The following is a 25,847-nucleotide window of genomic DNA, read 5'->3' as shown; positions in this document are numbered from 1 at the left end:
TATCATTTTTGGCATAATAAATGGCAGAAACGTCGACTATTTTTGGGTTTATGAAGTACGTTTCTGCCACAGATATTCTATCAGATTTTAAAAAGACTGTCGACAGTCACTTTGTCAACAGTCTGAGGTGGTTATTTAAAAAACCACCTTTTTTAGACTTGTTTTTTAAAAAAATAAGTCTTTTTTTGCTACATTTCAAAAAAATCGCAGCGTGTATAAAAGTATACGATATGACATATATGTGATGTAACTGCCCCTTATAGTGATGACATTACACCTACAGTATAGCGCCAAATACAGTTAAATACAATATATTTTCTATTTTTATAGCCTCATTACCGGTATCCCTTTCTTCTTTGAAATCATGAGAAGGAAAGCTGTTTATCAGCTTTTTTATACAGGACATCATAAAAAAGATGCATATAGGAAAGGTACCCTCATGCATCAAGCTGTTAATTTTCTGTTATTATCTCTTTTCCACTGCCACCCATACCTCAGCCAAATCATTCTCTCCATAATATGTTATATCCGGCGCCTTTGCTTTCATCCTTCCGGTGATATATCCGGAATTCAGCGGTCTGTAATCAGATTTTGGCAGCCATTTGGTTATTGCCTGCACCTCTGTTTTTCCGATGGTATCAATCGTACATGGAAACACTGCCCAGGTTGCTGCCGGTACGATATATTCTTCCTGCGCCTTTGTACATGCATGGTCGCTGGAAACAGCAATCCAATGATCAAATTTACGACTGTCCTCTGCTGCTGTGTTATAAACGCTGATGCCAAACAGTCCAAAAGGCTCCTTGTTCATAAGCTGCAGCAATTCCTTCTGCAGTCCCTGTGTTTGAAGCTCCTCCCATTGCTGCGGAATCGCTTTTCGACCTTCTTTTCTCTTATTTGTCGTATGTACGCAATATCCTATAACACGAAAGCTCTCTCTAGCTTCGATACGAAACGGTTTGTTCATCATCAATTCCTCCTGCTTTTCATGATATTAGTATATCTTGTCCTATCCTTCCTATCCTCTCTTTCTCTGCCCGATATTGCGTGCTTTTCACATGTCGCTGATCATCAGCCACATCTCAAGTCTTGAAGAGCGAGGATCGGGATCCAGATAAACCTCCATCACCGGACCATTTACGTAACGATAGCCGGTTGACGGGAACCATTCCGTCCAGATTCTGCGTTCCAGCTCCTGAATGGACGCATGCGTACCTTCACTCTGGAAAACAATCCAGGATGCCTCTGGAAGCAGGACCTCCTCATATCCGTTAAGCGGCTCTTCCCTCGCCACTCCAATCCAGAATTTCCAGTCCGCCTGATCCTGACACATGCTGATTCCCAAAAGACCGCTCGGCTCACACAATCCACTATGTGCTGCAAGCTCTGCAATCGTCCCAGCTTCTGCCGCTGCACGCCAGAGATTGGGAACCACCTCATAATTGTTTTCCAGCTCCTTTGCCAGCTCATGGCTAACGCCAACAACGCGAAAGGCCGGCTTCTTCACGATTCTGTACTGCAGCTCGCGGCTCCCTGCGATTGACAGCTGAAAGTGAAGAGGAGGATACAGCTTTACAGCCGTCTGCGTATTGCGCAATAAGGATGGTGCGATTCCATGCACGGAGCGGAATGCACGATTAAACGCGGTAGGTGATGCATATTGATAGCGCAATGCGATATCAATAATCTTATCCGTGCCCTGCTGCAATTCCTCCGCAGCTAGACTCATTCTTCTTCTGCGTATGTATTCCGACAGGGAAATGCCAGTCATGTAAGAGAACATCCGCTGAAAATTATAGGAGGATGTACAGGCGATTTTGGCGACCTCCTCCAAGCTGATCTCCTCCTGCATATGCTCCTCCATATATGCGATTGCCTCATTCAATCGTTCCATCCATTCCATTTGATTGCAGCTCCTTTTCTATGATTTCTGTCTTTTTTTAAGAATTACAACACTATTTAGCAGCACTTACCAGCTGATAGCTTTCATCAATGAGCTCCTGAAGCTGCTTCCAGGACAGCTCCTGATCAAGCAGAATCGTAAACCAGTATGTTTTATTCATATGATACGCAGGATAAAAGCGCTTATAATCTATCAGCTCCTGGATGCATTCCGGACGATTTTTTAAGTTACAGACATCCGTCATACCATCGGCATCTATTCCCAGACTACGATAGGGGATATGCATGATAACACCATACCACTTTCCCTTTGCTGTCTTTAAGGTTCCATGCTCCGGAGCACTCTTCCAGGGAAATTGGGGATAGCTCTGATAACGCTTTGCAACATAATCCAGAATGCGTGTACGATAGGGATTTCCATCTGCACACTGCTGTACCATGTTCTCCAGCAGCTCCTCAACCTCCTCACGGATCGATGACACAAAGCTGCCATTTGCCATCGGTACATGAAACGGTGTATAAGGCTCCTTTAGCTGTGCATCGTATACTTCAACATGCAGTTCCTGCTTTTCATAGGTGATAACCGCATAAAAATCCGGAGCCTTCAGCTTCTGGATACAGCGGTACGTCATCCCTTCCTTACTACATCCATACTGTATCAGCTTTTGCTCTGACAGCTTTTGCACACGTTTATTTTTCATATAGCCGTTCCTTTCCAATCCATAGCAGAATACATCCTTGATTTATACGATTGTCCATCTTGCAATACATCCCCAGAGCTTCCATATCTCTTATGAAAATGGATGTGGTAAGCATCTGATAAGAGTCAGCCTGAGGGTTACCTATGAAGGAATGGTGAATCCTGCATTCCCATGATCACAGGATTTATGAATCCTCCTGTACACCCCCTGCCGCAGAATCACCTTCCATCACGATGCGATTTCCTCAACGGATTATTTTAAGTTTCTGTACAGCACCACATGAGATAGCCGATTACAAAGACCTGCGGTATAAACCGAATTTATAATCAATATGCTGCACTAGCGATTCGTATTCCATTATACCATCTATTACTCAAAAACGACATTCTTTGCTTTCAGAGAATAAAGGGTAAAATTTTCCTGTATGGATGTTTTTTCCAGAAGAAAAACAACCGCTTTGCACGCTTTGTTAAAGAAATTGATAAGCCCCGATGTCGTACTGCTGTGCAGATGCTTGTCCAAGAAGATTTTCATACTTACAGAAAAAGCCTGTACACGACAGGCAATTGGTTTTCAGGACAGAATCATTCCTTCACAAATCGTAAAATAGAGAATAATCAGAATCGCTGCCGGTGCCAGATAACGGATAGCAAGGGACCAGAGCTTTTTCCAGCGAAACCGCAGTGTACCTTCGTTCTCGAATTCGTCTGCAGCTTTCTGGACACCCCACACCCATCCGGTAAATACACAGAAGCAAAGTGCACCAAGCGGAATCATCAGATTATCTGTAAATTTCTCCATCACAGCATTCATCGGCAGCAGCTGTAACCCGTTACGCATATCAAACCAGGGCAGGTTCAAACCGCGTGATTCCAGCTGTGAAAGAGAATAACCGGCAGCTAAAATCATCAGCGGCAGAAACAGCCAGACTACAGCCTTTCTTCTCGTGATATGAAATTCCTCACTCATACAGGCGACAATGCTCTCCAGTATACTGATGGCACTTGTTAATGCTGCCAGAAACAAGAGAATAAAGAAGACCGCACCGAAGATAATACCTCCGGGAATGGAAGCAAACACATTGGGCAGTGCCATGAATGCAAACCCTCCGCCCATCCCTAGTCCTTCGGCTCCCATTGTCACAAAGACTGCCGGAATGATGGCAAAGGCTGCCAGAATTGCGACCAGGGTATCCAGCACACAAATCCAGACCGCACTTTTCATCAGATTTTCCTGCTTTCCCACATAGGAGCCATAGGTAATGAGAATGCCCATTCCCACAGAGAGTGAGAAAAAGGCCTGTCCTACTGCCCCTACCAGCATATCGGTATGGAAGGTTGAAAAATCGATATGCAGCATGAAGCGCACGCCCTCCATAGCTTTCGGCAATGTGACGGAGCGAATCGCCGTCGCAATCAGCAGAAGGAAGAGAGCCGGCATTAAAATCTTACTGATTTTCTCGATTCCCTCTGCTACGCCCTTTAAAATAATGAAGATACACAAGCCAAGAAACAGCAGTCCCCACAAAACTGGCTCGATCGGATCCGTGATAAAGCCGGTAAAGAAATCCTGATACTGCGTTGCAGCTCCGGAAAAATGTGCACCGCTGACATAAACGGCAATATATTTCATGATCCAGCCGCCAACGATGCTGTAATAGGATAAAATAACAAACAAGGTAATCATGCCGATCACACCGGCAAACATCCACTTTTTATTCAGCTGACGAAATGCTCCAACAGCGTTTTTCTGAGTTGCTCTTCCAATCGCCAGCTCTGCCAGCATAATGGTCAGACCGATTACTGCCACAACCACGATGTAAATCAGCAGAAACAAACCGCCTCCGTTTGCCCCAAGCTTTCCTGGAAATTTCCAGATATTTCCCAGACCTACTGCCGAACCGGCAGCTGCCAGGATAAATCCGAGGTGGTTAGACCACTCTCCTCTATTTTTCTGCACAAATAAATCCTCCCTCAAATTATACAGCTCTTCTATTTTAGAGGGTTCCCTCGTATATTTCAAGATAAAATGTAACAATTTCCAAAGCCATTGCGTTCTGCTTCGGGAAGTCTTTTCACTTTGTAGTGTGCCTTTCAACCAGTTGCACTGAGAAATCATTTATGTTACCCTTATATCATAAATGGAGGCCTTTTATGCACACTGACAATATCTTCCCCCAGCTTTCCAGATGGTGCGCTGATTCCTGTTATACATACCGGATATGGTGCGGATCAATCACCGGAGCTGGTGCTGCACGAAATTTGTGAGGAAGCAGTATCTCTGGCAGTTATCCTGAACGATATGGATCATCCGATACCGGCATATAATCACTGGGTAATCTGGAATCTTCCGGTAATGTCAATCATCCCCGGCAGTATTCCCTACGGTGCACAGGTACCAAGCCTATCAGGGGCAATGCAGGGGATTGGATATGGCAAGCATGTCTACAGGGGACCAAAGCCGCCGTTCCATTGGTCGCATACCTATCAATTTACCGTATATGTTCTGGATACTGTCCTGACACTGCCGCCTACTGCGAGAAAGAAGCATCTGCTGGCAGCCATGGAACAGCACATCCTACAGCAGTCTGTGCTAACCGGACATTACCGCTAAGCTAAAAATAAAAACGCTTCATATGAGAACCGTGCTCCTCGTTGATGCGTTTTCTCTTCTCCCAGCGCTACAGGCGCGTTTGTTGAAAATACAAGCTGTTCCATCATCCATAGATCCGCTTTGTCTGCTATGGCTGATGAACAACTTCATGTCTGTCCTTATGCTGTATGCCTTTTGTCCATGCAAAGCAATGTACATAGAAGCGTTTTTTTCGCTAGCGTTACAGATAGATTACCTTCTTTTCAAAAAGCTGTCCTTATCTGCTTATGCCTTTTGCAGCTCCTGCAGTGTGGCGATCGTACTGCCTTTTTTCTCGTAATATTGCAGCATTTCCTCCAGCTTTCTTTTATCATAGCTCGTAATACAGTCCGACAGAACCGTGACCTTATATTGCGCCTTCAGCAAATTATAACAGGTTGATTTCACACATGCACAGGCATCCGCACCTGTTAAATAGAACTCGGTAATTTCATGCTGCTGCACATAGGCAGCAAATGCCTCACTGGTTAATGCATTCCCCTTATATTTTGTGAAAACACGATCGGATACCACCTTTAAATCACAGGCCAATTCAGAACCACGCGTATTGGGCTTAAAGGTTCTTGTTCCCTGTGATAAATTCTCATGCCGTATATAAACAACCGGAATTTCTTGCGCCACCGCCCAGTCGATAGCGCTGTTGATATTATCGATGATCTCCTTATAATTTTTGGTAATATCATTTTGAATATCAATTACAATCAAAGCTTTCTTCATATGCTACTCCTTTCGCGTTATCGCCTGTCCCTGTCGTGCAGGTATCTGATAACAAACATATACGGCTATCTGCACTGCATAAGGCCTCTGACTGCGGCAGCTGCTGAAGGTCTGCATCTACGCTACTCCTTCAGCTTCTGCAACACCGTATTCCTTGGCATTCCTGCAGACTATTTCGCCTCCCTATGTTACCATCATCATACCATTCATAACCTGCAACACGATGTCATGTTTTATATATTTCTGTCATTTTTCTTACTCTTTGCGAAACCAGATCACGTACATGCCGGGGAGCCAGCACTTCAACCTTGTCCTGACAGGAAAAAATATAGCTGTATAATAATTCATTATCCGGCAGGATGGTATTCACGAGTAAGCTGCCATCCTCCCGCACTTGGACCTCATCATCAAATTTTTCATACACCTGGAAGGACATACACGCATCAAACAACAGGGTAACCGGGACGGTCTTCATTTCAAATTCATCTGATCTTTCAAAAATATGCTCCGGAGTTGCTCGCATAAATTCCTCATCCTGCAGCTTTAAATCTCTTATCCTTGTCAATTTGAAGAATCGAAAATCTTTACGCAGTTTGCAGTAGCCATACAAATACCAGTCAGAGGTCTTGAAAACAAGCTTATGTGGCTCAACAATCCGGTCGGTTTGTTCTCCTTTTCCACTGTAATAGTGAAAGGAAACAATTTTGCTTTTCCATATGGCATTTTGCAGTAACTGCACATTATGTTTGCCGGCACCGCTTTTTGTCCAGGTTGAAAAATCGATTTCCAGCCAGTTTTCCTGCGGTCTTTGAAATACTCCGCTCAGCTTGGAGCGAAGCATGCTTACCTGCTCATCCTCCATCACACGAATACCCTGCAGCGCCATGAGTATCTGCTTCTGCTCCTGCTCGCTGAGAAGTGATTTTTTAAGAACGTAGCTGTCCTGAATCGCGATTCCTCCCCCTTTCCCCTGCATAGCATAAATCGGAATCCCTGCTGAGCTCAGGATGTCAATATCGCGGTATATGGTTCTGACGGACACCTCGAAATAATCAGCAAGCTCCGGTGCAGTCATCTGCCCTTTTTCCAATAAAAGATAAATCATTTGAAAATATCTGTTCTCTTTCACACCTTACTACCTCCTATTACAATCGTATCACATGGCTGTATTTTTCCTGACAGGGTTAAAGAAAGCTTTGTTTACAGCGAACGAAATTCTTAAAAAGCCAGAACATGGGGTTGCTCTGGCTTAGGTATATGGTTTTTAAACTGCCTCCGGTAAAATATCATATTGGATTTCCTGCAGCTCGGCAGCTTCCTTTAATTCACGATAGAAATGATTGGGCAGATACAGGGATGGACGTCGTTTCAGCTTCAATGCTCCGGATTCCGCAAGTATTTCAGCTACGAACTGCGAACAGAAATAGTGCTTCTTTCGTTTAAACGGAATGCGTACGAAGCAGAATACGACACCGATGCTGGAATAACAGAATTCCTCACGGTTTTCCACAAACTGCTCAATTTTGCTTTGCAGCCGCTCAAAGGCCGCATCCGTCACCTGAAGCTGGAAGCTGATGCTCTTCTCTACACCATGCCGCTTGTATTTGGATACGGTTTCCATGCAGAAGCCCTTATAGTTAAAGCTGTACATCTTCTCATTCATCGCATCCAGACAGATGGAAGCATGCGTATATTCATAACCGTACACCGTCTCCATAAAGCTGGAGAGATGACTCGGATAATTGGTTAAAACAATGGATATGGTTTTCATGAATATGATGGTTCTCCTTCTTGCTTGTGAATTTTGTTCAAACGTGTCCTTGAAAGCAAGAACGAAGGTTGATAGCCTCTGCATTTCCTGCATCGTGTATCTACCGTTTGTTATCATCATTCACCAGTATCCTGCTGTTAAGCAGGAGGTCATACATGGCTAATTATTACATACCCCTATCCACAAGTCAAATGGTATTTCTTTACAGAACGCATCGAATTGTTTTTTGAATACAAAAAAATAACAAATTCTCAACAATGTAATTGCAGAATATCATTATGAGAATTTGTTGTCATATTCCTCAGAAACGCACCTTCCGTTTAGACATATGCAGTACATGATTCTGAATCATAGTGTTATTGTATCAAAAATTTCTTCTTCCTCTAGCTTCTCCTGATGGTCTGATGCATCTGAAGTCCTTATACTCAAAAGCTTTATGGCGATATCCGTTATATAAAATGCAAGGATTGCCCATTTATGTGCTTTCAATGATATCCGTGTATGCTTGCTTACCAGCATTATGTTTCTTTTTAGTTCTATCGACATGCCTTTTAATAACATCCCTTACTCTATTTTGACTTCATTTGTCTCCCACGCATCTCTGTATACCTTTGCCCATTTATAAAACGTCGACTTCTTCATTTTGATCTGTTCGCAATACGTAGAAAGATTCTCATGCTTTCTGATACGCTCCTTCAGCTGATTTTCAAAATCCTCCGGAAGCTCCACACGGGGTCTGCCATAGGTTCCCGTTCCCTCCTCCCGTCTTTTTAAGGCACGCTTGATTCCCGCTCTCTGCTCTACCTTCAGTTCTTCTCTTGTTCGCTTCATGATCATCTGATACACTTCCATCATCCACTCCGGCTCCACGGTCTTATTCTGAAAAGCAATCTTGACATCCTTTTTTTGACAGCTCTCCAGAAACTCCTTCAGCCTGCATCCCGTCTGTTCATAATCGGAGATCATCTGCAGATCGATACTTTTCTTTTCTACATAGCTTCCTTCTTCTTTCCTGTACATGTTCCATCACCTTACCTTATCCCTATTTCTTTTCCAATGCTTTTCTGATATCCTTGGCCGGTACATTATCCTCCAGCAACTTCTCTGCCTTTCCTTTTTTTATCTCAAATACAGCCGGTGATACACTTAGATCCTTGACACAGTTCATCAATGTTTCATATGCCTTGTTCATCTCATCATCTGTCCCTTTTTGTTCCAGCGGGAAGTGAAGTGCGATCACATCGATATCTTTTTCTTCCACGATCGGAATCAGCTTCTTGATGAATGCCTGATTATAGCGGTCACTCTGTGTGACCATCAGATAGAAGGTATCTTTATCATCGATTTTCTTCGCAACCTCTATGAGATTCTTATTTTCTATCTGCTTGCTTGTTGGAAACGTATAGTCTTCAGTTTTTTCTTCTTCCTTCTTTTCCCCTTTGATATATCCACAGTCGATCATGAAATTATATAATGCTACTTCACTCATTTCCCCACTTGCACTCTTCTTGATCTTCCCATTTTCATAACAGAACATTTCCGGTGTTCCACCACCAAATTCCGGCACCTTTTTCTGCAGTTTCGCAAAGTTCTTTTCTACATCCGCTTTCATTTCTCCCAGCATGTCGACCTCGATTTCATAGAAGGGGATATCTTTATGTTCTTTCAAAAACGGTACCAGTGTCTTTTTGAAGGAATTACAATACGTACAGGTGCTCTGTGTTACCATGAAGATGAATCTTTCCTTGTCATCGATCTTCTGAAAAGCTTGATCCAGATCCAGCTGCTTGATGCCATCCTGTTCCTTGATTTCCTTGGTCTTTTCCACAGTTGTTTCTTTTTCATTTCCTTTATCAGCCTCTGCTTTCGAGCTGCATCCAAACATCCCCACCAGCATTAGTAAAACGATCCCCACGATTACGATCTTCTTCACCATATCTCATCCTATCCTTTCAACAGTCTTCATTCAGGAACCTATGCATCTCACCACTGATGATCCAGCGAGCGAATTTCAATACGAGAAGCAGGATGCACAGATATTTCAAGCCGCTTAAGATCAAAAGGGATAATTCATTCATATCTGTCCACACGATATAAATCTGTAGAAAAAAAGCAGTAGACAACAGGATCACATTCACGATTCCTTTCTTCCTTGCTTCCATCCATTCCCATAGTGTCAGCTTCACGGTAGTAACATTCATCTTTTCGTACTCTGCCCTATCATCAGTTTCCTCTTCCATTTCTTCTCGCCGGAAGAATTCTCTGATCTGTACAGGATCCTCTTTATCTTTCCTTTTGATAGAAAATGAGGGATACTGTTCCTCTTCACCATTCTCCACCACGATGACAGCGCCGACACTTTTTCTATATTTTTGAAGATATCGTTCGCTTTCCTCCACCTTGATCATCAGATCCATGACAGCTTCATCATAGGACGATATCATTTTCCCATGCCTGATTCGTCTATCCATCCTCATCACCTGAATTCCAATCCTTTTTCATATGTCAGACCTTTTTCTCATATGAGCATAGATATGAAGAGGTTTCCTCATATCTACGATCATACAGGAAAACAACCTCCTGTATGAAACAGCATCGTTTCGTTTATTCTGAAACGATCTGTCCGTGCTTCATGGTACTATCTGATAATTCGCCTGCTCTGCGCTGTTCTCTTCGCTCTCTGCGTGCTCTTCTTTCTTCCTCCTTCGGATCGATCTTATCGCCTTTCACATACCGATAGATCTGATAGATGATCATGCCGATGCCGATGATCACAAGTGCCACGAATGCAAGGAATATCTGCTTGGTATAGAAATACAATACCGGAAAGCTTTCTGACAGCATGCCCATAAGGAATACGAAGCCGATCGGTACGATCAGGGTAAACAGCACACTCAGTAGGATGCCTGTGATCTTCCGCTTTCCTCTGTTTTTCACTTTTTTCTTCATTTCGTCATTCTCCTTATCGATAGACAGGAAAGCACATGGCTGTGCTTCCTATCTGTTATGTAATGCATTGAGTCTTTGTTTCAGCTTGACAGCTCCTGCCAGTAATAAGGACAGCACGCCAAGCATGAGTAGGGCGAAGATACTGCTTCCATCTCCTGTTTTCACAGTTCCCGATGCAACCGGAGTCCTCGTGTTTCCACTCATGACGCTCGTTCCCTGTCCGCTGCTCATGGATGTGCCATTACTGCTTCCATTGGAATTTCCGCTGCCCGTACCGGAACCCTTCGTTCCTGTGCCAGTGCCGTCAGCTCCATTACCGGAGCCGCTGCCACCGTTACTTCCATCGGTTCCCGGTGTCTGTGCAGAGCCTCCCCCGTTAGTTCCATCCCCGGAACTGCTGTTTCCATTACCGTTTCCATCATCAGGCTTCTGATTGGACCCGTCATTGTTCCCCTGTCCATTGTTTCCCGGATCGGATGGGTCTTGATTTCTGTTCTTCAGATCATCGATCTGTTGCTGGATCTTATCTGCCAGATCTTTGTCATAGCCCGGCTTCTGTTCCTCGAATTCCTTCTCAATCGCATCGATCAGATCATTGGTGATATCCTCATCCTTGATTCCATCCAACCCTTTGATCGTGAATGCGATCGCACTTTCATTACCGGAGCGGTCCTTCGCTTCGATTCTGGATGTGCCATAGTCCTTCACAAGCACTCTGGAGCCTACACTTTGATCGTTCAACTTCACAGTATCTACACCACTCATGCCATCTTTGACACTTACCGTTCTAGGAAGCCAATAGGTCATATTGTTTCCTGCCCCCTCAAAGCTCGGTGCTGTTGCGTCTACTGCAATACCATCCTGTGTCACTACTTCACTAATATTTCCAGCCGGATCAATGGCACGGAAGGATACGCTGATGACTTCCTCATCATCAAAGGTCAAAGGTGACGTGTAGTCCTTCCAGGCTGCCCCATGCAGACTGTATTCGATTTTCAATTCCTGAGGATCTATTTGTAAAGCTCCCGCCAAGTCGGTTGCGGATGCACTGACCATCAGTCCTGGCTGATAGAAGCTGTTCAGTGTCAATGTGTTCATCAGCTTCGCAGCTGTGTCCTGATTGCTCTGTTCCAGTTTTACCTGTACGACAGGCTTTGTTCTGTCTACCTTCAGAGAATGTGCTCCACGATTGATAGAGGTTCCCCCATTCTCTACCGGGATCACCTTCAGGTTATAGACTCCCTCCGGGATATCATGAATCGTGAACAGCTTATTTTCTGTATCGGTTGCCGGAATATTGATTCTGGATGCGTCCTCTTCCTTATCCTCCGCAAAGACCTTATAGTTCAATTCCTGTAGTCCTGTAGTAGAAGGTGTGACTTCGATATTCAGATCTCTGGTGTTCGTCCAGTCACTGATATCCTCCAGGATCTTATAGGTCGTCGTATCATCTTTTACTGCGAGCTGGACAGATTTCTCCAGATAGTTTGCCGGCTCCGCTGCATCGGCTGCTCTTACATAGACATATCCTTCAAAGTCCTGTGGAACCGTGAACGTTTCTGCTGTCTTCCATTTGTTGTCCTTTGGTGTGGCTGTGTCGCACTCCTCACCACTACATGCAACGCTCTGGAATTCGTAATGATCGATACCGGACAGGGAATCGCTTCCCTGTGGTATGATCACGATCGGCTCTTTAAAGAATAAGCCGCCGGTCAGGTTATTCAATATCGTACTGCTTCCATCGACTTCAGCTGTCAGCTTCAAAGAATCCGGTGCTGTCCCATCGATATTGAAGTAGGATTTCGTGATCTTGTCCGCATCCGGTTTGGATGGTCGATCCTCCTCGCCTTCTTTATAGTAAGCATAGTACTGATAGACAACGTATTTTCCTTCCTGATGGAATGTATAGAATGGATCATCGTCATCCACCAGTGTGAAGTTGTTTTCATCATATCCGATTCCGTTTCCATTCTCGTCAGCTTCCAGGATCTGAACATAGGTTCCTGCTTTCAACCCAGGTGCTGTGGAGGAACTGATTGGGAATTTGATACGACTGCTTGTGTTCAGCCATTTTGTTTCTGATTCATCACTGAATGCGGTAAACACACTGCGCATATAATTCCTTACATTTCTATGTGTGATTACAGAAGGCGTTCCGGAACCATCTGCCTGTTTTCTTATGACTCTTGTATCATAAGGCAAGGTGATCAGCTCATTGCCGTCTTTCACGATTTTGAAAGTGAATTGATAAGCACTTGTCTCCAGGATTTCGATCTTGTCCTTATAAATCTTCCAAGGACCATCTTTGCCATTGGTGCTGTAGTAGATCTCATCCGCATCCGGCGCATCTACCCAGATCGTCAATTCCTTATACCAGAAGTCTCCGAATGTAAAGCCATCGGTCGTCTTGATCGTGTAGTCTGGCAGATCATTGACGATGCCTGTCACATTTACATGCTGGATCGTACTATCTTTTCCTGCACCATTGACTACCTTCACATCATATGCACCATTCTTGTATACCTTGAATGATGCCGGTGATTTGGTATCCATCAGCTGCCAGCTGCTTCCGTTGCCACGGATATAGATTCCCTGGATTCCGGAAAGCGGTGTAGAAGTCACGGTTGCGCTGATCGTTGCAAACGCATTACTTCCATCCAGTGCATAGCTTGTCGTAAAGCTTGCCTGTGCGGCATCGATCATGACCTTTACACGGACAGGTGTTGCGGAATTTCCTGCCTTGTCGCTTGCTTCTATCTCGATGTCATATTCACCATCACTCAGGTCGATCGTTCCTTTGCCGTCGATCAGACTGATCACTGTCTTGGATCCGACTGAATTTCCCGAAGCATCATACTTCTGATACTTCACGGTAGCCGGATCGATACCGGATAGTCCATCGGTGATCTCGACCGGCAGCTTGGAGGACTTGCTCCATGTTGTCATATCTGCAGTCGGTTGCTTGATCTCCGGTGCGGTATCATCCACAGTGATACCATTGGAACGGATCACATCCGTTGCCTTTCCGGATTTATTCACTGCATAAGCATAGATGCTTCCTCTGAAATCTTTTGTCAATTTAAATGGATGAGCTGGATCGTATGTCTTCCATACTTTCGCATCATCTACCATGCCGTTACGGTTATCCGCAAACTGATAATAGATCGTTCCATCTGTGACCTTGTTCCCTTTGCTGTCTGTAAATTCCAGAGCCACTGTATCGCTTGATTTATAGAAGTGATCGAAGGTGATATTGTTTGGTTTTCCTGTTACTGCCGCATCACTGCCGATCTTCATGCTCAGGGTTCCTGCAGATGTCTTATCGATATTGACATAGACGGTATCGTTCGTCACACTGTGTGTACGCCCGAGTTCATCCGCAGATCTAAACGTAATGGTATGTATTCCTTCATCTGTGATAAATACACTGTTTTTCTTCGTCCATGTCGTACCGCCATCCATGGTGTATTCTACCCATTCATCAGCACCATTCAGATCTGGATCAAATTTCGTTGTGATATTTACAGAATCGCTGACCCATTTGTTTGGATTCTTGTATGTCGCAAATTCGTTGATCGTTACATCGCCCGGTTCTTCCTTATCGACTTTCACAGCAAAGGTTTCATCCATCACGGTTTCATAGGTATCACTACCCTTTGTGATTACGGTCTTAAACTGATAGATATGCGTTCCAGTTGTGTCGATATTGATTTCGCCTGTATAGTCCTGCCAAAGACTATACGTTCCACCTTTGACTTTATTTCTGAATTCTATCTTCAGATTTGGATCAGCCTTGGTGTCTGCTACTTTCAATTTGACATCCGCTTTTGCCCATTCTCCAAACTTATAAGCGGTACCTGTTGCTGCATCGCTTGCTGTTACAGTCAGGATTGGATCCTCTTCGATGATGTTGGTTACCGGCAACGTCTCTTCTGCTTTTCCACCGAATTCCATTTCAACTCGAATGATATAGGTTCCGTTCTTACTGATCGGATAATTGTACTTCATACTATCCTGTTCCAGTTCGATCTCATCGACATCACTGCCGACTCTTTCCACCGTCAGTTTTTTGATCTGATCTTCTTTCGCTAGTGGTCCATCTATTTTGATACCCAGATTCATGGTCTTCACAGGTTTTGTCGTACTGCTCAATGTGATCGTTGGATTCTCTTCATAGATCTTGACATGCAATGGATCACTCAGTGTTTCATGCCCCTTGACTTCATCGACGATCTTGAAGGTCACGATGTTATCTCCTACCTTCTTGATCTCAACACTGTCGCCATCTAATTCGATCCAGTTTGGATTTCCACTTGCATCATCATCTCCGTCGATATGATAATAGACGGTTTCCTTGCTTCCATCCCCATACTTCGTGATATCTCCGCCATTGACATAATCACTGGTATCACGGATCAATGTCACGATCTTGCCTTTTGGATTTGCCGGATCTTTTTTGTCCAATCTGAACCACTGATCATAATCACTCAAATTCTCGATCGATGGCTTCTTTGGCGCTTCCAGATCGACCTTCACGCTATATTCTTCCACCGTTTCGATATCTGCTGCACCACCTACGCCTTCAAATACAGATTTGAATTCATAGGTATAGATGCCAGTCTTATCGAATTTCAGATTCTGATAATATACGTGGTCTGCGTCTATATAAGCTGCATCGCCTTTCTTTCGATAATACAGCTTCGCATTGGTATTCGTATTGACTTCCAGCGTAACCGGTCTTCCGCTCCATGTCTTAGAATCGTATCCGTTATCGCTACGGAAGACGATGACCGGCTTGTCAGATTTGATATTGCTGATCGTGATCTCTGTTACTGGTGTGGAAACAGTGCCTGCACCATTGACTACCTGATAATAATACGTTCCGTTTTCTATAAACGTTTCCGGATATTTATCCTGTCCATCCACTGCTTTGATATGTCGTATCACCGTAAAGGTGTCATCATCATTCTTCTTCAGCTGCTGGATCTCATCCAATCCACTTCCTCCTACGACTGGAATCAGATCCAATGTCGTACTTGTCTGCGGTTTCGAGGATTCTCCTTCTACTTTCAAACCTGGTGTTACGGTATCGATCATGACACGGACCTTTCTGGTGATTGGTTCGCCTGCGCCATTGGTTGCGACGACATCCACTAGATATTGTCCGTCTTTCAGATTCGTGATCGTTCCTTCGCGATATCCATCAGCATCTACGGTATCAGACAATATCACTTCGCCACTTTGTGCAGGGTCTTCACTGTTATAGGTCACACTTCTCAGTCCGGACTCATCATCCTTCACTTTGATCTTCATCGTTGTGACATCGGTCCATGCTGTTGCATCATCCGGTACGATAAGATCTGCACGGCTGTTGTCGATCGTGATCAGGTCGGTACGGATGATTCCCGTTTCATTTCCTGCCTTGTCGACACCACGGGCATAGATGATACCCTTGGTTCCCGGCAGTAAGGTGATCGTGCTAGATTCAGCACCATCTGCGATCTTCAATTTTTCCCAGCCTTTCGTTGCATCGAAATCAGATTCCTTCTTCACGATCTGGTATTCGATCTTATCGACGCCAGCAATCTTGAAGTCACCGCCGATCTCAACGGTTCTGCTCTTCTGATAGAAGTTTCCACCTGTCAGCTTGTCTAAGAAATCCTGATACAGGTTTTCGCCTTCCTTGATATAGAAGTTTGTCGGTCTTGTGCTGTCCAGTTTGACATGGATCTCATTGACCTCGGAATGTCTTTCCAGACGGTCTGTCGTTCTGATCTGCACGATATGATCTTTATCATCTACGACTTTGATCGTGTCTGTTTTTTGATTCTTGGTCGGTATCCATAATAGGTTGCCATCATAATCAGTTGCGCCGTCTATATTGTATTCCAGCCATTCATCACAGCCATCGGTCGCATCGATCAAAGCTTCCAATTCTGCATCGTATTCACTGTGCCATGCATCATTGTCATACTTTTTCAAGGTATCTTCTGTATACAATGGTTTCTTTGGCGCGGAACGGTCGATATTTACCCGAAGTGCTGCTGTAGAGCCTGAAACACCTTCATAGCTTCCTCTGAATTCATACAGATAGCTGCCTTCATCGGATGCCACCGTCTTATAGAGTGCCGCATCATTCTTATCGGCTTCCATGGCTGTCCAATCGGATACCAGACTGCCATCCTTCACATTGGTTACCTTCATCTGCATCATCAGATCATCGACCGGAACCTTGCCTGTCGTATCTCTGACTTCGATCGTAACATCCTTAGAACTCCATGTGTTTCCACCAAGATATTCCTTGGTAGGTTCTTCACTGAAGTATGCGTTGATTCCAATCACACTGCTGACGTTCGTGATATTCGTAACGACGAGTGTCTTTTCCGCAGTGACACCGGATGATGTCGTTGCGACGATCTTGTAGACACCATTGCTGTTGATCGTGAATTTCTTATCGGTCAGGATATCCTGTGCAGATGTTCCACTTGTCTGCCATGTCAGGCTTTCAAGTGTCGTGTACAGACTGCTCATATCGACATCTATGCTGACCGGTATGCTGGACACTTTCTTTTCAAGCTCAGCATCCACTTTCAGAAGTGGCGCTCTGTTCTCAAACATAGCGTCTTCAAACTTGCCGGAGCCGATCTTTCCTGCTTTGTTCTTCGCAAAGACTTCGATATCGTATTTACCATTTGGCAGATTCTCCAACGTGATATTGTTCGATGCATCGATATCCTTCAGATCGATATCATATTTCGTAACGATACCGTTCTTTGTGATCGTATACCATGCACTCTGAAGTCCGGATAAGGTCGGTGTGATGGTTGCTTTTACTGAATTTTCACTGCTCCAGGCTGTCATAGGATAGCTTTCCTGGAATGCGATAACAGGTTCTTTCGTATCAACGATGATACCGTCCTCTGTCACTACATTGATGGTTTGGTTTCCTGCTTTATCAGTAGCTCTCGCATAGATTTTCCCCTTAAATCCATCAGAGATTGTAAAACTGCTATCATAGGTGTTCCAGCCAATCAATGGATTGAATGTCTCTCCTGCTTCTTCATTGATCAGCTGATACTGAATCTTTTCAATGCCGGAGATATCTCCATTTGCATGAAGGGTTACTTCTACTGTTTCATCATACGTATTCGGGAAGAAATAGTTGATGAATTCTTTATGCAGGCTCTTTTCGATCTTGATCTTCATATCTGTTGGCGCTGTCATATCCAGGTTGACGATCGCAGTTTGTTCCGCTGTCGGACGATTCAACTCGTCATTACCACGGAAACGCACAGTATGGCTGCCATCGACATTCAGGATTACACTGTCGCCCTTTTTCCACTCATTATCACTTGGATCATAGTATTCCAGCCACTCATCGATACCTGTTGTATCATCTGGTACAAAGGAAGCCTGAATGACACGTTGATTGTTATACCATTCAGTAGCCGTATATTTATGGCTGTCTTTGATTTTTACATCCTTTACTTCATATTTATCAATTTTCACTATAAAGGTTCTTGTTGTTGTATCTGCATCGTTCTTTATTCTAACGGTATGAATGCCTTCATTTTTAACAGTAAAGGTTCCAGCTGCACTGAAATCTGTATATTTTCCATTATCTATAGAAGCTTTGAATTTTGTCGCTCCATGCGCTATAAAAATAACATCGTGCGCACTCCAGTTTGGTTCTGCAGCAGTATCCGCAAGTTCTTCCGCATGCAGATAATCAATCTCCTCGCCCTTCAGATTGGTAGTTTTCACATCAAGACCCATGATATCATCAAGACTGTCTGTGATGTTATCGATTTCAAGTGTCTCTTCTACTGTAACCCCTGCATTATTCGTCAATAGAAAGGTATATGTACCATTTTTTGAAGCTGTATAGGTATATTCCGGTCCTGAGATTTCTGTTTCAGCGATCGCGGATCCATCCTTCAGTTCTGCTTTTACCATGACAGATTGAATACCGCTGACTCCTACACTTGGTATCAGCTTCAGTTTATTAACGCTGGTAAAGCTCAGCTCATTATACCCGGTGATAGCAATGCCTGGTTTTATTCGATCCAGCTTTACCGGTTTTATTTCACGAGTTTCATTTCCTGCCTTATCCCTTGCAATGACCTGCAAATCATATTCCCCATCATGTAAGCCGCTGATAACAGCATGATTCTCTTCAATATCTATACTTCCTTCTACAGGTTCCGCTTCATTCGTTTCATAATCGATGCTTGTGATCCCGGAAGCATTTCCTACAATAGATGCTGCAGCATCAGCAAAATCACTTACTGTAATATCCACGAAATCCTCAGTAATCCATGCACCATCCTTGTTATTTATTTCAACCGTTGGTCCTACTGTATCAATGACAATACCATCAGTACGAATAATATTGGAGGTATTCCCTGCCTTATCTTTTGCCTTTGCATAAACAAAGCCCTTGAAATTATTCTCCAGCTGTATTGGTGCTGTATATTCCTGCCAGCCTGCTTCACCCGCATCAGCTGCATATGTATTTACATAATCAGCAGGATCTGAAACAATCTGTATATATACTTTGTCCGCACCGGAAATGCCAAAATCTCCAGTGATAGTTGCGTCCTTCACTTCATTTTGATAAACACCGAATGTAATGGTGCTAAGGAAAGAAGCATAACTATTCTTATCAATCTTTATTTTAAAGTCCTTAATTGTCTCTTTATCGATATATACATGGAGCGGCTTTCCTATATCGGAATTGCCACTTCCTATTTCATCATTTTTACGAGCAAAAATTTCATGTTTTCCAGTCGTGTTCACCTCATAGGTATTCTTACTGTTATGCGTCCATGTCAGACCATCCTCACTGTATTCGATCCATTCCTTGCAGCCATCCACATCTTTTGTAAAGGTCGCACGTACCGTTTGTGTTTTGTTATACCATGGTGTATCTACAGTTGAAAAATCTGCTTCATTTTGTATCGTAAAATCGTTATTCCATGCAGTATCAATCCATACTTTAAAACTGTAAACATCGGATACTGCACCACTGGCATTGGTAGATCTTATGTTAATGGTATGTTTACCGGCTCCGCTGACCAGCATACTCTGATCTGTTCCATCGTTTGCAAACGCTGTCCATGTACTGTCACCGTCTTCCTGATACTCATTGGTAACTGCTCCTGCCGTTGTCGGATTCTTCACTTCAACATCCAACCGTACCTTAGATTCTGTTGTCCAGGTCCCACTCGTATAAGGTACTTCGGTGTCATCTACAGCAATAGCTGCTGCATTGACACTGATGACCGGCTTTGGTAGGTTGATACCATTTACTTCGATATCCTTTTTAACTGTCTTTCCAGAATTTGTAGTCAACACAACCTCATAGGTTCCGTTACCGTAAGAATCCTTCGTTATGGTTGCTTTACCACCATAGAAATGCTGCAGCGTATCTGGTACAAGTACACCATCCGTTTTCTTTTGTATTGTCGCATCATACACTCCGCTGATACCAATTGTAGATTTGTCATCTGCATCTGTCGTCACTAATGTCAAAATTGCATTTGAACTTGTAAACTTCTTTTTCACATCAAATTCCGGTGTTGAGGTATCGATATTTACATAAGCTATGCTTTCTACACTTGTTCGATCATACGCATCGTTGCTTCGGATACGAATAACGTGCTGTTTATCGCCCTTTATTCGGATTTCATATTTTCCACTTGTCGTATTCAGCTTTGCTTTCGTCCATTTAGGTGACTTATCGCTGCTATCGATATATTCCACCCATTGCCCAAGGCCATCTGTATTTGCAGTAAAATTGATTTCCATCAGTTTTGCTGCATCATACCATTTCGTCTGTGTATAATCATCCGCATTTGCGATTTCCAATGTTGGCGCAGCAGGACGTTTAGTATCCTGTGCAATAACAATTGTCTCGACATCACTTTCCAGAAGTGGAGGTCGTGCAGGATCATCCGGATCAATCATGACAGCACGGAAGCGATACTCGTAGACACCATTTCCATAAACTGAAAACCTTCCTGCCTTTGTTGAGGTTTCCGTATCTTCGATATTTGTCCAGCCATGCGTAATCTCATTGCCCTCTCTGTCATAGCATTGATATTGGAATGTCAGATCACTTGTTTTCACACCGCTCTCTGTATTGCTCAAGACCACCTCCACATGCTCTGTTGTCCATTCCCCGGATACATAACGGTCAGCGTTCTCATCTCTGCCGACAAATGCTTCCAGCTTCAATACCGGTGTCACACTGTATACATTTGTGATATCGGATGCAGCTATTGCACTTACATTCACTCCATCTCGTATCGTATTCCCGATGACCTCAGTTTCTAAACGTCCGTTTTCATTTATTTTAATCGTATAGACCTTGATATGGTCTCCGCTGAGAACCTCAGGAGCTTTACTGGAAAGTGTCAAGCCACTTACCTCTTTACCATTCAAGGTGACGTTCAGTTCTTTTTGCCCTGCTTGTGTATTCTGAACCTCAATCGTTACTTCCTTTTCACTTACTATGGTATCCTTATTGGGATCAATGATCGCGATATCCGGAAGCTCTTTATCAATACGCACCGGATATACGACAGATTCCTCGTGTAAGCTATTATCATTGACTGTGAAGGTAATACTGTATTCTCCATCCGGAAGATTGTTAAGTACTGCTTTCCCGTTAGCATCCAATGTCAGACTATCATCAGCAAATGCTTCTGTTCCTGCATAGGTCGTTGTATAGCTGACCTTGTTATCTTTAATTCCGCTTCCTGCATCACTGGCACTGATTGTGATACTATCTTTATTTGTCCAATTGGCAGACAGATCAGTTGGTGTTATTGTAAGAACAGGTAGAGTTGCATCGACATGGATGCCATCATAGACCTTTACATCTGATACATTTCCTGCATAATCTACACTTCTTGCAAATAATTTACCGCTAAAATCCTCTTCGATATTGACTTCACCTTTATATGCGTCAATCCATTTATCATCTGCAGGTAAAGCTGTATCTGCAGAAGCCATCTGATATTGATATTTCTGAAGTCCACTTCCTCCAGCATTATCCGTTCCACTGAATGTGTACGTAATATGATCTTTAAAGAATGTCTCTCCAGTGAGCATACTCAAAAAATTTGTAGCAGCCGCAGCCCATTTATCCTCTACCTGTGTGATATCTGTAAGGGTTGGCGCCGTCATATCGATACGAATGATATCCGTCGTCATAGATTCTGCACTCACACGCTTCATACTGTCAATTGTTCTTGCAATGATTCGGTAAGTGCCTTCCTTATCCAATGCAACATTTTCAACAGCCTGATCAATCGGAGCATTTATCCACGTAAGATCCCCACCTGTACTGTCACTAACCGGTTCATACTCCACATAGGTATCCCCTACCAGCTTCTGAATATGATACTGAATATGTTCCTTTGCTCCAGTATCTGCTGGAGTGAAGGATATCGTGACATCCTGTGCTGCATTTTTCCAAACACCGTTTTTAAATTCATCTATGTTTGCGAATTCAGGGGCAGAAGGACCAGTCTTATCGATATTGTCGATTGCCAATATTTCATCATAGCTTGTGATATTACCGGCTTCATCCTTTACCTGCACCTCTATTCCTGCTATATTTTCATTAAACTCATATACGAAGGTATTCGGATTCTTGCTATTTGCCGTTATCCATGTTGCTCCACCATCTACACTGTAGGCTGCAATCGGTGATGCATTCGCCGCTTCCTCTGCACTTTTCTCAATACAATTCACCTTCAAGGTAACATATGAAGTTGCGACATCCGGTGATTGCGGAGACAGTGTTACCGTTTTTATCATCGGGACGACTTGATCATGTCGGATTCGCAATCCATTTTTTGTGGTAGAATACGGTATTTCATCATCATCCCCATTTTTGATTACACGAAAGTAATAAGCTTTATCAATGGTTTGTTCCCCAAGGATTTGAAATTGGAATACACCGTCTACAGCTGAGATTTTTTTCCAGCTTGTAGAAGTAGGAGAATCTGCATATTCATAATACGCGGGTGTATCACTGCCATCCAGCCCACCGCTAATCGTGACCGTGATGTCCTTATTTGTCCATTTGCCATTGTATGCAGTTCCGTCTTCACTCATAACGGCACTCACTGTAATTGGTGTCTTTGGCTGCTCGACACCGACATCCGCCTTAACTTTTTTTACATCGACAGCCTTCGTTGTCACATTAGCTCCACTGACAGCCTTGAAGTAATACGTACCTTCAAAATCATCAGCAATCATAAAACTATATTCGTCTTTATCATTTTTACTGATTTTGATCCATGGAATCTCCTCATCACTTGGAATTTCATCTGCTGCACGTGCAGCAGATGACCAATTTGAGGGTACACCGCGATAATAATAGGATACACCGCTGGCTGGAATAGTACCAACAGGCGTAACAGTGAAAATGATTCCCTTCTCAGCACTCATATTTTCCTGATAGTCGCTCTTTGTTGCGACATCAATCGCTTTCACGTTTAATTCAGGAGTCGTCTTATCCTTTTTTATGTTGAAAACTGCTTCAGTGCCCTTAATATTTGCACGGGACACCGCACGGAAATGATATTCGCCTGTCTCACTGACCTTATTACTGTCCGTTGTGAAGACAGATTGAGCTTCCTTCGATTCTGAGCCATCAGCTTCTGTCTTCTTACCAAGACTCTTCCATGTGATATCCTCAGCCTTATGCCCATCATCCACCCAGGCTTTGATTTCTTCTGATGTAATATATTCCCAGCGATCTATTCCACTTTTCAGTTCTTTCTCATCTTCTTCGCTTAATGACAGCGTGATACTAATATCCTGATTGCTCCAATTGGCTATTTTCTCCCCCTGCTCATTTTCGATGACACCTCCAGGATATTCCGTTTTATCGTCATTCTGCAATTCTGCCTTTAAAACAGGCTTACCAGGTATTGTAGAATCCATGTATAGCTTTTCTTCTGCACTTATTGTTCTTCCGGCACGATCATATGCAGTAATCTGAATCCAGTATGCATCCTTTCCCTTCAATTCAAAATAAGGCTCTACATCCTTGAATTTTTCTTCATTCGTCTGAATTGTTTGTGTGATCGCTGCTTTTGCTTCATCAACGGTCCCATCTGGTTTCAATGCTCGAGCTGATAACTCATATTTTTCAATGCCTCCCTTTAATGAAGTGGCGTCTGCTTTTAGTTTCCCCCCTTCATACATAGTAGCGGCATAATCCTTTGCATGCGGTATGATTTTCGTATGTTCTCCGGCAAATTCTTCATCCAGATCAGCGGATGGCTGATCTGAAAATACAGCATCAAAGAATGATGTTTTAGCTGCTGTAGCCTCCTTGATATTCTCTGTTGTGATTGCCTTATCTTCCCCATTCTTCCCTGTTGGAAAATATGGCTTCATCGTATCGATTTTTACAGAATCAATTGGGACCTTAATTGTCGTATTGCCACTTCCATCAGAGCTGTCTGCAAGTTGCACATATAGACAGCCGCTGTAGTCATAGCCATCCGGATAAGTCGCTGTATCTTCACTGCTCACGCGCTCATATACGCCATCATTTGTATACTTAACAACAGAAGAAGCGAAAGGTATTGGATTTGTAGTATCATTCAATTCTTCCAGGGTTCCTACACGAATATAGGGAAAGCTGCTGCTGATGTTTCCGTTTTCTGCTGTATCCTTGATAGCAAAGGAAACACCGCCTTCATTATAGAAGTCACTACCCTCTACTTTATTTCCTGATTCCATGATATCTGCGGCTGTCAGATTATGCTGCAGCTCCACAGGTATTTCAACCGGAGCAGAGGAATGATCCGACAAATCGGAAACAGCACTATTATCCTGTTCATTAACCAGCATAAATGTATAGCTTCCAAGCTCCAGATTCAGTCCGTCAGCTCCCGTATTGATACTGACTTCACCGCTTGCTCCAGAACTTAAATCTTCCAATGCTGCATATCTTATGATTTTCCCGCTTTCGTCCTTTACAATCAGTTTGATACTGTGATTTTCTCCTGTAGTTGCGGATTCATAATTCAATTTGATGGTATCACCGGAAATTGCTTCAATTTTTTTAGACTGGCTTGCATTCATTGTAAAGTCAATACTGCTGTCATGCATAACCAGATTTACCGCTTCAGTTTGCGGATCAGCATTTACCGGTGTTCCACTTGAATTTTTCACATATGTAATCGAAGACAAGTCAGCAGATATCACTGGACGTACCGCTGCCTGCTGTTTCTTTTCTTCCGTTCCACAGGGTCCTGCGGGAACGAGGTCCCCATATGGGTTTAGCGGTCCATGCGATCCCCAAACATATATTCCTAGTGTCCCCGTCACTGGAGGACCTGCTGGTTTATCAATACCTGGCTTTGCGTTTTCCCAACACCCCTTACCACTATTACCACAAGGTAATGCCCTTAATTGCCTTTCAATCGCTTCATCCCATGTCTCATCCTGGTACCTAACATAATTCATCGTTTTATAAGCAGTATAGTAAGGTGCCCCATTATAATTTCTTTGTATCTGTACCCAGCCGTATTGATATTCGTCTCCAACACCTTCTCCCATTCGTATATCAGAAGTTAACCAGTCCGTGCTTACTTCTTCTCCTACACAAATCTCTCCATTAAGTGTAGACCATTCTAGTGTTTGCTTTGCTATCTTTCCATCTGGACCAAGAACCTGCTGAAAGCCTTCCTGAATAGTACCATCTACAGTCCCTGCTGTTCCTGTCCATGAATTCGTACCATTTCCTAAATTAGGAACATCTGTTATATCCACTGCGTCAGAAAGCTCAGCATTACCGCTAAGATAGGCAGAATCACCGGTTGATTTGATACTTTCTTCCCAACTTCTTAAAATATCTGGTACTTCATCAAAATAAATATTATCTGCTGCATTGTCATATGCTAACAATTGATTGTCATTTAAAACAGTAAACTGCTTTCCTCCAATATTCACCATATCTCCTGGCTGAAATTGAACAGATGATGGAATAGATTTTGGATCTTCCGCAAACAAATTGCCCGTATTTATTAAACCTGTAGCCATGGCTGTAACCATCGACAATGAGATCACACCAGCAGCTATGCCTATTTTATGTTTTCGTTTCATTTCTCCTTTTCCTCCAT

The 25,847-nt window shown here is 43.4% G+C and carries 13 protein-coding genes; 1 reads left to right on the top strand and 12 read right to left on the bottom strand.

The features are described from left to right. Nucleotides 1-466: 466 nt before the first annotated feature. The 4 genes from NE665_RS17465 to NE665_RS17450 form a co-directional block, all read right to left on the bottom strand. The gene (locus NE665_RS17465) at nucleotides 467-967 is read right to left on the bottom strand and encodes a GyrI-like domain-containing protein (protein WP_117442694.1); all 501 of its coding nucleotides are present in this window, start codon (nucleotides 965-967) and stop codon (nucleotides 467-469) included. 87 nt (nucleotides 968-1,054) lie between these two features. Beyond that, nucleotides 1,055-1,903 (bottom strand): helix-turn-helix domain-containing protein, encoded by an 849-nt coding sequence (locus NE665_RS17460; RefSeq protein WP_117442651.1) that lies wholly within the window; start codon nucleotides 1,901-1,903, stop codon nucleotides 1,055-1,057. A 52-nt stretch (nucleotides 1,904-1,955) separates the two neighbouring features. Next, nucleotides 1,956-2,603, bottom strand: coding sequence for an MmcQ/YjbR family DNA-binding protein (locus NE665_RS17455; protein WP_117442650.1), 648 nt, complete (start codon nucleotides 2,601-2,603; stop codon nucleotides 1,956-1,958). 573 nt (nucleotides 2,604-3,176) lie between these two features. Next, complete coding sequence (locus NE665_RS17450) at nucleotides 3,177-4,562, bottom strand: sodium-dependent transporter (protein WP_117442649.1); 1,386 nt, start codon at nucleotides 4,560-4,562, stop codon at nucleotides 3,177-3,179. A 147-nt stretch (nucleotides 4,563-4,709) separates the two neighbouring features. On the opposite strand from NE665_RS17450, the gene NE665_RS17445 reads away from it, so the two are divergent. Then, on the top strand, nucleotides 4,710-5,216 hold the full coding sequence (locus tag NE665_RS17445; protein ID WP_335674010.1) for a YbhB/YbcL family Raf kinase inhibitor-like protein: 507 nt from the start codon (nucleotides 4,710-4,712) through the stop codon (nucleotides 5,214-5,216). Nucleotides 5,217-5,480: 264 nt separating this feature from the next. On the opposite strand, the gene NE665_RS17440 is transcribed toward NE665_RS17445, so the two are convergent. The 8 genes from NE665_RS17440 to NE665_RS17405 all read right to left on the bottom strand — a co-directional run bounded on the left by NE665_RS17440 (nucleotide 5,481) and on the right by NE665_RS17405 (nucleotide 25,830). Continuing rightward, nucleotides 5,481-5,972 carry an isochorismatase family cysteine hydrolase gene (locus NE665_RS17440; protein WP_117442647.1) on the bottom strand — a complete coding sequence of 164 codons (492 nt, stop codon included), beginning with the start codon at nucleotides 5,970-5,972 and terminating at the stop codon, nucleotides 5,481-5,483. 226 nt (nucleotides 5,973-6,198) lie between these two features. Continuing rightward, entirely contained in the window at nucleotides 6,199-7,101 is a 903-nt protein-coding gene (locus NE665_RS17435; RefSeq protein ID WP_117442646.1) for a YafY family protein, read from the bottom strand. A gap of 135 nt (nucleotides 7,102-7,236) precedes the next feature. Continuing rightward, nucleotides 7,237-7,863, bottom strand: coding sequence for a hypothetical protein (locus NE665_RS17430; RefSeq protein ID WP_233104744.1), 627 nt, complete (start codon nucleotides 7,861-7,863; stop codon nucleotides 7,237-7,239). A gap of 444 nt (nucleotides 7,864-8,307) precedes the next feature. Next, the gene (locus NE665_RS17425) at nucleotides 8,308-8,763 is read right to left on the bottom strand and encodes a ribose ABC transporter substrate-binding protein (protein WP_117442643.1); all 456 of its coding nucleotides are present in this window, start codon (nucleotides 8,761-8,763) and stop codon (nucleotides 8,308-8,310) included. Nucleotides 8,764-8,785: 22 nt separating this feature from the next. Beyond that, the gene (locus NE665_RS17420; protein WP_256302584.1) at nucleotides 8,786-9,676 is read right to left on the bottom strand and encodes a glutaredoxin domain-containing protein; all 891 of its coding nucleotides are present in this window, start codon (nucleotides 9,674-9,676) and stop codon (nucleotides 8,786-8,788) included. Nucleotides 9,677-9,695: 19 nt separating this feature from the next. Next, on the bottom strand, nucleotides 9,696-10,214 hold the full coding sequence (locus NE665_RS17415; RefSeq protein WP_233104745.1) for a hypothetical protein: 519 nt from the start codon (nucleotides 10,212-10,214) through the stop codon (nucleotides 9,696-9,698). 133 nt (nucleotides 10,215-10,347) lie between these two features. Beyond that, nucleotides 10,348-10,692 (bottom strand): hypothetical protein, encoded by a 345-nt coding sequence (locus NE665_RS17410; RefSeq protein WP_117442640.1) that lies wholly within the window; start codon nucleotides 10,690-10,692, stop codon nucleotides 10,348-10,350. A 48-nt stretch (nucleotides 10,693-10,740) separates the two neighbouring features. Beyond that, nucleotides 10,741-25,830: a hypothetical protein gene (locus NE665_RS17405; protein ID WP_178759984.1), complete on the bottom strand. Its 15,090-nt coding sequence runs from the start codon at nucleotides 25,828-25,830 to the stop codon at nucleotides 10,741-10,743. Nucleotides 25,831-25,847: the final 17 nt, after the last annotated feature.

It is taken from the genome of Clostridium sp. DFI.1.208 (assembly GCF_024463855.1).
Taxonomy (GTDB): domain Bacteria; phylum Bacillota_I; class Bacilli_A; order Erysipelotrichales; family Erysipelotrichaceae; genus Clostridium_AQ.
The sequence above is the reverse complement of the archived record's forward strand: the minus strand, read 5'-3'. Positions and strand labels throughout refer to the sequence as shown.